Source organism: Paenibacillus prosopidis, assembly GCF_003337375.1.
Lineage (GTDB): Bacteria > Bacillota > Bacilli > Paenibacillales > Paenibacillaceae > Pristimantibacillus > Pristimantibacillus prosopidis.
Map to the genome: position 1 here is coordinate 125558 of NZ_QPJD01000011.1, position 11544 is coordinate 137101.

Sequence of the window (11544 nt, forward strand, 5' to 3'; positions counted from 1 at the left end):
AAATTACGTCGAAAATGTCCCGAAACAAGAACATTAGTGTTAGATAAAATAACACAATATGTATGGTTTAAATAAAAAAACACCTCCCACGCCATAAAGGCGTGAGCGGTGCTTGATTAATAAACTTATTTTTGTCTTACGTTCAGACGGTTCATAGCACGCTGCAGAGACAGCTCTGCACGGCGGTAATCAACCTCGTCACGCTTTGCAGCAAGACGCTGCTCGGCACGCTGTTTAGCGGCTTCCGCACGCTCTGCGTTAATGTCGGTCGCAAGCTCCGCGCTTTCAGCAAGAATAACGATCTTATCCTTGCGTACTTCGATGAAGCCTCCGCTTACCGCCAAAACATCAACTTTACCGTCGCGTTTGATGATAACGGGAGCAATACGAAGCGGCGTCACAAGCGGAATGTGGTTTGGTAAAATGCCAAGCTCACCCTCAACACCCGTTACACTAACCATGTTCGCAGTCTCCGCGTATACTTTACGCTCAGGAGTTACGATTTCTACCAAAAAGGTACTCATGTGGATTCCTCCCGCCTTTCGCTATTGCAGCGCTTTGGCTTTCTCCACGGCCTCTTCAATCACACCTACATACCGGAAAGCTTCTTCCGGAAGGTCGTCATGTTTGCCCTCGAGAATTTCTTTGAAGCTGCGAACGGATTCTTTAACAGGCACGTATTTACCTTTGATACCTGTGAACGGTTCAGCAACGTGGAACGGTTGGGACAAGAAGAGTTGAATTTTACGTGCGCGGGCAACGGTCAATTTGTCTTCTTCGCTCAACTCGTCCATACCAAGGATCGCGATAATATCTTGAAGCTCTTTGTAGCGCTGAAGAATTCTCTTAACGCCTTGAGCTACATTGTAGTGCTCGTCGCCCAAAATATCAGGGCTAAGGATACGGGAAGAAGACGCGAGCGGATCTACCGCAGGGAAGATACCCATCTCGGAAATTTTACGCTCAAGGTTTGTCGTTGCATCCAAGTGGGCAAACGTCGTTGCAGGAGCTGGATCCGTGTAGTCATCGGCAGGTACGTAGATCGCTTGGATCGAAGTAACCGAACCTTTTTTCGTCGACGTGATACGCTCTTGCAATTGACCCATTTCAGTTGCCAGCGTTGGCTGGTAACCTACCGCGGAAGGCATACGGCCTAGAAGGGCCGAAACCTCGGAGCCTGCTTGCGTGAAACGGAAGATGTTATCGACGAACAGAAGCACGTCTTTACCTTCTTCATCACGGAAATATTCAGCCATTGTCAGGCCTGTCAAAGCTACGCGTTGACGTGCGCCTGGCGGCTCGTTCATTTGTCCGAATACCATCGCAGTTTTGCTAAGTACGCCGGAATCTTTCATCTCGTGGTAAAGGTCATTACCTTCACGAGTACGCTCACCAACGCCTGCGAATACGGAAATACCGCCGTGCTCTTGAGCGATGTTGTTAATAAGCTCTTGAATCGTAACCGTTTTACCTACGCCCGCGCCGCCGAAAAGACCGATTTTACCGCCTTTTGCGTATGGTGCGAGAAGATCGATTACTTTAATGCCTGTTTCAAGAATTTCCGCTTGCGTGGACAACTCGTCGAAAGCAGGCGATTCACGGTGGATCGGAAGATTAATCGGCGATGTAACAACGCCGGCTTCGTCGATTGGTTGGCCAAGTACGTTAAATACGCGGCCGAGCGTTGGAGCTCCAACCGGAATAGTAATTGGTGCGCCGGTATCAACAGCCACCATACCGCGTACAAGACCGTCAGTCGTACTCATAGCTACGGCACGTACCTTATTGTCACCGAGGTGAACGGCTACTTCAAGCGTCAGATTAATATCTATGCCGCCTACTTCGCCCTTTTGCTCGATTTTGACAGCGTTCAAAATTTCCGGCAAATTGCCGCGTTCGAACTCTAAGTCTACGACCGGACCCATGACGGATACAACTTGTCCTTTTTTCATGGTTTTCCCTCCTGGTTCCTTCTTGTTACTGCACGCCGGTCAGCTTATCACAAGCTCCTAGCCTTTGCAGAGAATAGTTACGATTGAGCGTTTGCCCCCGCGACGATCTCGGAGATTTCCTGTGTAATCGCCGCTTGTCGCGCACGGTTGTAAGTCAGCGTCAATTGATTGATCATCTTCGTCGCATTTTTCGTTGCGCTTCCCATGGCAGTCATACGAGCGCCGAACTCACTTGCTTTGCCGTCCAGAACTGCGCTGTAAATAAGCGTTTCAGCATATTTAGGCAGCAATACTTCCAGTACGCCTTCCGGTGACGGCTCATATTCATACGACGCAACAGATGCACCGCCGCCCACTTCTTCAAGTGGAAGCAAACGTGTTTCTGTCGGTATTTGAGTAATCGCGTTAACGAATTGATTATAGTACAAGTAAAGCTCATCATAAGCGCCTTCAGCGAAATTCTTAACCGCTGTATATGCGACAGACTTGATATCCGCAAATGTAGGAGCATCCGGCAAACCGGTTACTTCCTCTACGATCGGCATATTGCGGCGGCGGAAATAATCCCGGCCTTTGCGTCCGATAACGAACAATACATATTCGTCAGCAGATTTATGCTTCTCGCGAATGGTTTGCGTTACTTTACGAAGTATATTCGAGTTGTAACCGCCCGCAAGACCACGATCCGATGTAATAACGAGGTAACCCGTTTTCTTGATCGTCCGTGTTTCCAGCATCGGATGCTTCACATCCTTCGTGCCGGCTGCGATGCTCGCTACGACTTCCTTCAGCTTATGCGCGTAAGGACGGGATGCTTGCGCAGCTTCCTGCGCGCGTCTCAGCTTGGATGCCGCGACCATCTCCATCGCTTTCGTGATCTGCTTCGTGTTTTGTTTACTCTTGATTTCGCGTTTAATATCACGCATGCCTTTTGCCATTTGTTTCACCCGCCTTTTTTGCCTTGGAGCTTGCTTAAAGCTGCTTATTGAAGACATGGACTGCGAACAGGACTATTGCCTGCGGCCGCTGTTGAAGTTGAATATTTTACGATTAGATCATAAGGGTAATATTCAGCTTCAAGAAGCGGCTCGTAAACTCTCCGGCAACAGTCCCGTTCTCCGTCCATACTTCAATGCAAGTTATAAACAGAGCTCTTATGGCCTGGTGTTGGTAGGAGTAAGGAGCCTAAGCCCGGATTGAAATACACGGGCTTTGGCTATTTATTCTTAAGCCGATACAGCAAAGCTTTTCTTGAATTTGTTGATTGCATCAACGAGAGCTTTCTCGTTGTCAGCAACAAGGTCCTTCGTATCGCGGATCGATTGTCCGATTTCCGGATGGTTCGAATCCAGGAACGCAAGGAATTCTTTCTCGAAACGAAGAATGTCCGCAACAGGAATCTCATCCAAATGACCTTTAACCGCGGAGTAGATTGAGATAACTTGCTTCTCAACCGGCATTGGCTGGTTAACGCCTTGCTTCAGGATTTCCATCGTGCGAGCACCGCGGTTAAGGCGGGCAAGCGTCGATTTGTCGAGGTCGGAGCCGAATTGCGAGAACGCTTGAAGCTCACGGTAAGCCGCAAGGTCAAGACGGAGCGTACCAGCTACCTTCTTCATCGCTTTAATTTGAGCGGAACCGCCTACACGGGATACGGAGATACCGACGTTAACGGCCGGACGTTGACCTGCGTAGAAAAGATCTGCCTCAAGGAAGATTTGACCGTCTGTGATCGAGATAACATTCGTTGGAATGTATGCCGAAACGTCGGATGCTTGCGTCTCGATGAATGGCAGGGCAGTCAATGAACCGCCGCCTCTTGCATCGCTAAGCTTCGCTGCACGCTCCAGCAAACGGGAGTGCAGGTAGAATACGTCACCTGGGTAAGCTTCCCGACCCGGTGGACGGCGGAGCAAGAGCGAAAGCTCACGGTATGCTGCCGCTTGTTTCGACAAGTCGTCATAAATAACGAGAACGTGCTCGCCTTTATACATGAAGTACTCACCCATCGAGCAGCCTGCATAAGGAGCCAGGAAGAGCAATGGAGCCGGCTCAGAAGCACCAGCTGTAACGACGATTGTGTACTCAAGCGCGCCGTGGCGGCGGAGAGTTTCAACAACGTTAGCAACTGTGGATTGCTTTTGGCCAACCGCAACGTAAATACATTTTACGCCGTTGCCTTTTTGGTTAATGATCGCATCGATTGCGATTGCTGTTTTACCTGTTTGACGGTCACCGATGATAAGCTCACGTTGTCCGCGTCCTACCGGTACCATTGCGTCGATTGCTTTAATGCCCGTTTGCATTGGCTCATGAACCGATTTACGGTCGATAACGCCTGGCGCCGGGGATTCAATCGCACGGGTTTGTGTTGTGTTGATTGGTCCTTTGCCGTCAAGCGGTTGACCAAGCGGATTAACTACGCGGCCAAGAAGCTCTTCGCCGACAGGCACTTCCATGATGCGGCCCGTACGTTTAACCTGGTCGCCTTCACGGATTTCTGTGTAAGGTCCTAGGATAACGACACCGACGTTGCTTTCCTCAAGGTTCAAGGCCATACCAACAACACCGTTAGCGAATTCGAGCAATTCGCCCTGCATCGCATTTTCAAGGCCGTGTACGCGGGCGATACCGTCACCGACGTTGATTACGGTGCCGACGTCTACGACTTGAATTTCGGATTTATATTGTTCGATCTGTTGTTTAATCAGCGTGCTGATTTCATCAGGTCTGATACTCAATTCGTTCACCCCTATCTACAGTGCATTAGATTTTAAACGATTTTTGTAAACGATCCAGCTTGCCGGACAGGCTGCCGTCATAAAGACGATCGCCGATGCGTACTTGTACGCCGCCGAGCAAGGCAGGCTCTACAATTTGCTCAGCAAGAATAGTTTTTCCTACCAATTGTCCGAAATGGGCTGCCACACCGGCAAGCTCCTCATCGGACAGCGCTTTGGCGGAATAAACCGTTGCATGCGCCTGGCCCAGCGAATCTCCCGCAATCTTCGTGTATGCTTCATATACATCAGCGATAGCTTGATGACGTCTGCGGGAAACAAGCAATTGTAACGTATTAAGCACGAGGGCAGATACTCTATCGCCGAATGCTGCTTTAAGAACGGCAATTTTGTTTTCCGAATCGATGCTCGGTAAAGAAAGAAACTTTTGAATCTCTTGATCCTGTTCAAGCGTCTCGACGATTAGCTTCAGCTGAGCTTCAACTTCCGAAACGATTTGCTGAGCGGAAGCAAGCTCGAACAATGCTTTAGCGTAGCGCTTCGCTACGACCGTATCGCGGCTCATTTGCTTCCTACCTCTTTCAGGTATTGATCAACCAACTGCTCCTGAGATTTCTCGTCGACTTGCTTTTCAATGATTTTCGAAGCGATTTTAACAGAAATGCCGCCAACTTCAGAACGAAGTGCTGCGATCGCTTTATTTTTCTCGCTTTCAATATCTTTGAGCGCGTCATCTTTCAGACGGGATGCTTCTGTTTTCGCAGTTTGGACAATATCATCCGCTTGCTTCGAGCTTGTCGTTCTCGCTTGCTCGATAATTTCGTATGCTTCTTTGCGAGCTTGCTGGAGTGCCGCTTTCTGATCTTCCATTTGCTGCTCAGCCGCTTTGCGGCTGCTTTCAGCTGTATTCATTTGTTCGAGAACAAGCTGTCTGCGCTTTTCCATTACATCAAATAACGGGCCAAACGCATATTTACTTAGCAGCCAGTATAAAACGCCGAATGCAACCATAGCTATTACTGTCGATTCCCAATGCCATGACATAGATGCCACTCCTTTCTCACCACAGTATTGTCTTAATCATAACGAAGGCGAAGAGGGCTAGGCCTTCCCCGCCAATTCTGAATGTTTAATTAAGCGCTGAAGAACGCCAAGAAACCGATAACTACGCCGATGATAGGCACAACTTCGACGATACCTACACCGATAAACATTGTTGTTTGCAATTTACCTTGAAGCTCAGGCTGACGAGCGATACCCTCAACTGTTTTACTAACGATCATACCGTTACCTACGCCTGCGCCTACGGCGCCCAAACCTACTGCCAATGCTGCTGCCAAAATTTCCATTTTGTAAATCCTCCTCGATAATTGTTGTTTTTTGTTTGTTTATAACCAAACCCTGAGCTTGAATTAGCCCAAGGGATAAAGCGCTAACCTAGTGATGATCCTCATCATGAACCGCTGCTTGCGAGATATACACCATCGTAAGCATTGTGAACAAGAAAGCCTGAATTGCCCCTACGAAAATACTGAATCCCTGCCAAGCGATTAGGAACGGCGTACCGATCCAACCCAGCATCAGAATTGTCGCGATAAGTACCTCGCCCGCGTATATGTTCGCGAACAACCGGAGAGCAAGCGTTACCGGCTTGGAAATCGTCTCGATTAAGTTAATCGGCAAGAAAACGGGATACGGTTGAAAATAATGCTTCAGGTAGTGCTTCGTATTTTGCTTCAGACCTAGGAAATGGACGATTACGAATACGATAAGCGCTAACCCGGCAGTAACCGAAATATCTGCAGTCGGCGATTTCCACCATGCGATCTCGAGATGTCCACCTTTTTCCTCCAGCATTTCCTCTGTAATGCCGATCGATTCGTAAGCGTGATGCGTTTCTGTCACGATACCGAAAGGCAGGCCGAGTAAATTCGAGATAAAGATAAACATAATGAGCGTCATACCTAACGATAAAAAAGGTTTAACACGGTTCAGCGGCATCGCACTCGAGATTAGACCATGTACGAAATCAACGACCCATTCCAGAAAGTTTTGCATCTTAGAAGGGTTTTCTACCGACAAGTTGCGAACAGCCAGCTTTGCTATTAGAAACGTAACAATAACTGAAACCGTAATCGCGATCAAAGTCGATAGCTCGATATTAAGCGGCCCTAGTGGCAGCACCGGAAATTCATGCATGTAAAATTTTCACCCCTTTCCGCTAAGATTGTCGTTTATTGTGGATATAAGCTGCTGCCAGAAGAATAAATGGCATGACCATGCAGCCGATTAAAGCAGCCGGCATGCTGAATTTCTCAGGAAAACGATAGGCAAGCATAGCAACCAGCAGCACTGTCGCGATGCGGCTTCCAAGCCCCAGACCACGCCTTACCGGTCCCAGCCCCGCTGCTCCTAAGGTGACCATTTCCACTCTTCTTCTCAGTAAAAACGCATTCATGGAACTTGCTGCCAATCCCAGAAGAAGGCCGAGAGACACCGTGCGCCATTCGGGAAGGAAAGCCCATACAATCAGGCAAACCGCCATCGCATAAAAAAGCGCTCTTACTGCCGTCTTCATTATTTTATCCATCGGCTTCCTCCATAACCTTCTTAACAAGCAGAATGGCTGAGAGTAGTCCGACAGCCAGACCAACCAGTATGCCTCCGATCGTCCATCCCTTTCCGGTGCCAATGCGTCCGTCCAAGTATGACCCGATCCAGTAACCTAATAAGATACAAATAGTGACTTGAATTCCGAGTGCGCCGACGAGTCCGGCGGCGAACAGCGGATTGTCCCTTCTGCTCTTTTTGCTCATAGGCTCATACCCCTGTCAATCCTCATTTATTTTATCGAAGCGGCGTAAGGTTTGTCAATTGATATAACTGCAAACATTTAGTGAACTAAACATGCAAAACCCTTGATTTATATGGTGTTGCGAGCCGCGAAAACCGTACAGTACTACTGTATGCTGTACATTCGCGCGGCAGGCTTTGTACTTAGGCCAAACTATGAACGTTGTGTGAACGAATCCGGACGCTGCTCCAGTCTTCCAAAATGATGCAAAATAGCGTCTACAATCCGTTCCGAAGCACGTCCGTCGCCATAAGGATTTGCCGCCTGGCTCATGCGGCCGTACAGCTGGGTATCATTCAGCAGCGCGCGTGCGCGGCTGTAAACCTGCTCCTCATCCGTACCAACCAGCTCAAGCGTGCCGGCTTCGATGCCTTCCGGACGTTCCGTCGTATCGCGAAGCACGAGCGTCGGTACGCCGAACGAAGGAGCTTCCTCCTGCAATCCGCCGGAATCCGTCATAATCATGTAAGCATGCGGGTAAAAATTGTGGAATTCGAACACATCGAGCGGTTCAATCAACCGAATGCGCGGGTGATCGCCGAGAATCTCATTAGCAGGCTCTCTTACTGCCGGATTCGGGTGTACCGCATACACGATGACGACATCCTCATGCTCGTCCGCAATCCGTTTAACCGCGCGGAAAATGTTGCGGTGCGGCTCGCCGAGCGCTTCACGGCGGTGGGCCGTCATCAAAATCATCCGCTTGCCCTTCGCCCAATCAATAACAGGATGCGAGAACGATTCGTCCACGGTATATTGGAATACGTCAGTAGCGGTATTGCCAGTCACATAAATGGCAGCATCCGGCTTATTCTCTTTGCGTAAATTGTTCGCCGACCATTCCGTCGGGGCAAAATGCACATCTGAGAGCACGCCGGCAAGCTGCCGATTCATTTCCTCCGGATACGGAGAGAGCTTATTCCAAGTACGAAGCCCCGCCTCAACGTGACCTACTTGAATTTGCTTCAGGAACGATGCATAGCTTGCCAGAAAAGTCGTCTGCGTATCGCCGTGCACGAGCACGATGTCCGGCTTCGCTTGCGTAAGCACGGGATCAAGCCCTTCCAACACGCGGACAGTCGTCTCGGTTAGCGTCTGACGGTCCTTCATTACATTCAAATCGTAGTTCGGTTGTATTTCGAAGAAATCAAGCACTTGGTCCAGCATCTGACGATGCTGCGCTGTTACGCATACGATCGATTCGATTTCGTCCTCGCGCTTTTGCAGTTCAAGCACAAGCGGCGCCATTTTGACCGCTTCCGGACGTGTGCCGAAAATTGTCATTACTTTCAGTTTAGACAAAACATTCCACTCCTATTATAAGATAAACCACTTTCGAAGAAATCCGATGATGAATAACCGCGTTTAAGGTTACTTAATCGCCACACTAATGCGGTAAATTCGCGCTGCTCTGCTCTAATTGGTTCCGAACATCCGGTCGCCGGCGTCTCCTAGGCCAGGAACGATATACCCTTTTTCGTTCAGACGCTCATCCAAGGCTGCGATATAAATATCGACATCCGGATGCGCATCCTGTACCGCCTTGACTCCCTCAGGGGCAGCGATAAGGCACATAAGCTTAATTTGATCGCAATCCCGTTGCTTCAATGAATTAATAGCCGCGATCGCCGAGCCTCCCGTTGCCAGCATCGGATCGATGACGATCAGCATCCGATTCGGAGCATCCGTAGGCAAATTAATATAATATTCCTTCGGCTGGAGCGTTTCATGATCGCGCGCTAGGCCGATATGACCAACCTTAGCGGATGGGATCAGCTTCAATATGCCGTCCACCATTCCGAGACCGGCCCGCAAAATAGGAACCAGCCCCAGCATTCTCCCGGATACGACCTTCGAATCCGTTTCCGCTACCGGCGTCTGCACCCTAATCGTATCAAGCGGAATTTCCCTTGTAATCTCGTATGACATTAATGTAGCGACTTCATCAACCAATTCCCGAAAATCTTTCGTATTCGTCTCTTTATCCCGAATAAAAGTCAGCTTATGCTGAATTAACGGATGGTCGCAAATGATTAGTTTGCTCATGGAGCGATATTCCTCCCGTTTGTTGTTGTAGGCATGGACACAATCCCGTATATTATAGCATTGTAAACTGACTGTTGCATCTTGAGTTTTGCATCTTAACAAAAAGGCTCACCCTTCCGTTGAAGGAAGGCGCAAGCTTTTGGTTAATAGCAGGACTTATGTTGTTTTAATAGCTATAGTGGATAGCTATATTGGACCTACGCACATTCAGGAGAACTAGTAGGCTACATTAGATTCCGTACAGGATAGGAGCAGAAGTTTGTTCACGAGCTGTGCCATGTTGGATTTCGGAGACTATCGATTAACTGTTCATAACTTCGAAAATCTGCTGGAGACCACAAAATTGTATGCGAAAAATCATACATAATGTGCGGCAATCCATCGAATCAATTGAATCTGTTCGAAATTTCATACATAAAACACGATTTGAGCCCTGATCCTGTAAATGTATTCGAAAAACCACATACATTCTCTGCATGCTTCCGTTCACTTCAAAACAGTTCTCAATAAATCGATAGTCTCTTTCGTACAGTAAAATCAGCTAAAATCGGTACTTTCGAGGAAATTGAACGTTCTACAGGTGTTTTATTTTGGAAAATCCATTATAAAGCACACGCAGAGGTACAAAAGCCTAAAGTTACTGCATTGATCCAGCATAGCTCAGGTGCCTGCCTTATCATTTTCATAGAAGTGCCAGCCGTACACATTTGATCTCATGCGCTCTAGCTGCTACCGCAGCCGCCCCCACCGCAGGATGAACCGCCACCGCCGCTGTCTCCGCCGCCGCTTCCGCAAGAGGAATCGCCGCCTGAGCCCCCGCCCGAGCCGCCTTCGTCTCCGCCGGAATGATCTCTTCCATCATCAGAGGAACCGCTGCAGGCGTAAGTCGAATCGCCGCTCCCGTTTGCTTTGCGCTCCTCTTCGTTTTGCTCCTGGTCCATTTGCTGCGTGAAATTATCCGGACTTGCAATCGAATGGTAGATGAGCATACCGGAAAGCATGCCTGTAGCTCCGAGAGCAGGATCATAACCGGGGCTATTGGAAGAGTGAGCATCTCTACGGATAGGCTTTTCCTTACGCAGCGCTTCGACAAGCTGAGATTTGGCTCGGTCAATTAAATAATTGACCGTATCGCTTAGGTCAGCATAATGCGCTGCTGCTTTTATATTAAACCATCGGTCCCGCAGCTGCGATTCATTCCAGTCCGCAAGCTCTTCAAGCTTTTGCTCCGACAATCGGGTCCGGAAGAACGCTCCCCACAATCTGCCGCTGGCCGGCGCCTGCGCGAACAGCTCGCCATATACCCAATCAAACCAAGCCCGCTCGTCAGGCAGCGGCTGAACGCCCGCCGCATGCGGCGCATGATGAATCATCTCACCGCAATAGCGTGTACAAAATTGCTCATACTCCCGCGTAAACATCAGCATCTCGTGCCAAACCGCGTCAACCTGTCTGCTGTACATCGGAACGCCGCGCATAATGCCGCACATCAGAAAATAACGCTTCAGTTCAAACCAAGTCCAAGCCCATTCCTTGTCGGTCATTTTCGGATATTCCTTCAACACCCGATCCTTCACCCGGCTCTCAAAATCAAGGCCAAGCGCCGACTCCAGACGTTCAGCGGCCGTTCTCGCCGGATGGCCGTAAGGTACGCCCAGCGCAGAAGGGATCTCCGCATCCGGCCACGGCGCAAAAGCATTCGTTCTGCCATAGGACCGCCCGCTGCTTCCACTCGGGTATGACCGGCGATTATTGTCTTTCGACTTCGCAATAGCCGTTACAATAATGAAGATAGCTGCCGCAAAAATAAAAATTGCAATATATTCAAGCATAGCACCCTCCTAAATCGTTTTATCTTACCCATATATTAACACATTTACGTGATATACGATCTATTCGAGTACAGGAGCCTTTCGTGGTCCAATCGGCTGACAAGCTATGTTGGAATTAT

Annotated in this window: 13 protein-coding genes; all 13 read right to left on the reverse strand. The window is 49.0% G+C overall.

Translation table 11 applies throughout. The features are described 5' to 3' along the window. Positions 1-125: 125 nt before the first annotated feature. Complete coding sequence (locus tag DFP97_RS18060; protein WP_114381588.1) at positions 126-524, reverse strand: F0F1 ATP synthase subunit epsilon; 399 nt, start codon at positions 522-524, stop codon at positions 126-128. A 21-nt stretch (positions 525-545) separates the two neighbouring features. After that, the gene (gene atpD, locus DFP97_RS18065; protein ID WP_114381589.1) at positions 546-1952 is read right to left on the reverse strand and encodes a F0F1 ATP synthase subunit beta; all 1407 of its coding nucleotides are present in this window, start codon (positions 1950-1952) and stop codon (positions 546-548) included. Positions 1953-2029: 77 nt separating this feature from the next. Continuing rightward, positions 2030-2890, reverse strand: coding sequence for an ATP synthase F1 subunit gamma (gene atpG, locus DFP97_RS18070; protein ID WP_114381590.1), 861 nt, complete (start codon positions 2888-2890; stop codon positions 2030-2032). A 288-nt stretch (positions 2891-3178) separates the two neighbouring features. Then, a complete protein-coding gene (atpA, locus tag DFP97_RS18075) occupies positions 3179-4693 on the reverse strand; it encodes a F0F1 ATP synthase subunit alpha (protein WP_114381591.1) in 1515 nt (504 codons plus the stop codon). Positions 4694-4718: 25 nt separating this feature from the next. Then, positions 4719-5258 carry a F0F1 ATP synthase subunit delta gene (locus tag DFP97_RS18080; RefSeq protein WP_114381592.1) on the reverse strand — a complete coding sequence of 180 codons (540 nt, stop codon included), beginning with the start codon at positions 5256-5258 and terminating at the stop codon, positions 4719-4721. Further along, positions 5255-5737: a F0F1 ATP synthase subunit B gene (gene atpF, locus DFP97_RS18085; RefSeq protein WP_114381593.1), complete on the reverse strand. Its 483-nt coding sequence runs from the start codon at positions 5735-5737 to the stop codon at positions 5255-5257. Before atpF ends, DFP97_RS18080 begins: the two co-directional genes overlap by 4 nt. An 89-nt stretch (positions 5738-5826) precedes the next feature. Further along, a complete protein-coding gene (gene atpE / locus DFP97_RS18090) occupies positions 5827-6042 on the reverse strand; it encodes a F0F1 ATP synthase subunit C (protein ID WP_091189914.1) in 216 nt (71 codons plus the stop codon). Positions 6043-6130: 88 nt separating this feature from the next. Beyond that, positions 6131-6892, reverse strand: a complete 762-nt coding sequence (atpB, locus tag DFP97_RS18095) for a F0F1 ATP synthase subunit A (RefSeq protein WP_114381594.1) — start codon at positions 6890-6892, stop codon at positions 6131-6133. 22 nt (positions 6893-6914) lie between these two features. Continuing rightward, positions 6915-7283 carry an ATP synthase subunit I gene (locus tag DFP97_RS18100; protein ID WP_114381595.1) on the reverse strand — a complete coding sequence of 123 codons (369 nt, stop codon included), beginning with the start codon at positions 7281-7283 and terminating at the stop codon, positions 6915-6917. Next, positions 7276-7509, reverse strand: a complete 234-nt coding sequence (locus DFP97_RS18105; RefSeq protein ID WP_114381596.1) for an AtpZ/AtpI family protein — start codon at positions 7507-7509, stop codon at positions 7276-7278. Before DFP97_RS18105 ends, DFP97_RS18100 begins: the two co-directional genes overlap by 8 nt. A 191-nt stretch (positions 7510-7700) precedes the next feature. Further along, the gene (gene wecB, locus DFP97_RS18110; RefSeq protein ID WP_114381597.1) at positions 7701-8849 is read right to left on the reverse strand and encodes a non-hydrolyzing UDP-N-acetylglucosamine 2-epimerase; all 1149 of its coding nucleotides are present in this window, start codon (positions 8847-8849) and stop codon (positions 7701-7703) included. Between the two features lie 114 nt (positions 8850-8963). Beyond that, positions 8964-9593, reverse strand: coding sequence for a uracil phosphoribosyltransferase (gene upp / locus DFP97_RS18115; protein ID WP_114381598.1), 630 nt, complete (start codon positions 9591-9593; stop codon positions 8964-8966). Between the two features lie 722 nt (positions 9594-10315). Further along, entirely contained in the window at positions 10316-11425 is a 1110-nt protein-coding gene (locus DFP97_RS18120) for a glycine-rich domain-containing protein (RefSeq protein WP_114381599.1), read from the reverse strand. Positions 11426-11544: the final 119 nt, after the last annotated feature.

Excerpts from the sequence above, each read along its gene's own strand:
- DFP97_RS18060 (WP_114381588.1), bottom strand. The coding sequence starts at position 524 with ATGAGTACCTTTTTGGTAGAAATCGTAACTCCTGAGCGTAAAGTATAC.
- atpD (WP_114381589.1), bottom strand. The coding sequence starts at position 1,952 with ATGAAAAAAGGACAAGTTGTATCCGTCATGGGTCCGGTCGTAGACTTA.
- atpG (WP_114381590.1), bottom strand. The coding sequence starts at position 2,890 with ATGGCAAAAGGCATGCGTGATATTAAACGCGAAATCAAGAGTAAACAA.
- DFP97_RS18080 (WP_114381592.1), bottom strand. The coding sequence starts at position 5,258 with ATGAGCCGCGATACGGTCGTAGCGAAGCGCTACGCTAAAGCATTGTTC.
- atpF (WP_114381593.1), bottom strand. The coding sequence starts at position 5,737 with ATGTCATGGCATTGGGAATCGACAGTAATAGCTATGGTTGCATTCGGC.
- atpE (WP_091189914.1), bottom strand. The coding sequence starts at position 6,042 with ATGGAAATTTTGGCAGCAGCATTGGCAGTAGGTTTGGGCGCCGTAGGC.
- atpB (WP_114381594.1), bottom strand. The coding sequence starts at position 6,892 with ATGCATGAATTTCCGGTGCTGCCACTAGGGCCGCTTAATATCGAGCTA.
- DFP97_RS18100 (WP_114381595.1), bottom strand. The coding sequence starts at position 7,283 with ATGGATAAAATAATGAAGACGGCAGTAAGAGCGCTTTTTTATGCGATG.
- DFP97_RS18105 (WP_114381596.1), bottom strand. The coding sequence starts at position 7,509 with ATGAGCAAAAAGAGCAGAAGGGACAATCCGCTGTTCGCCGCCGGACTC.
- upp (WP_114381598.1), bottom strand. The coding sequence starts at position 9,593 with ATGAGCAAACTAATCATTTGCGACCATCCGTTAATTCAGCATAAGCTG.
- DFP97_RS18120 (WP_114381599.1), bottom strand. The coding sequence starts at position 11,425 with ATGCTTGAATATATTGCAATTTTTATTTTTGCGGCAGCTATCTTCATT.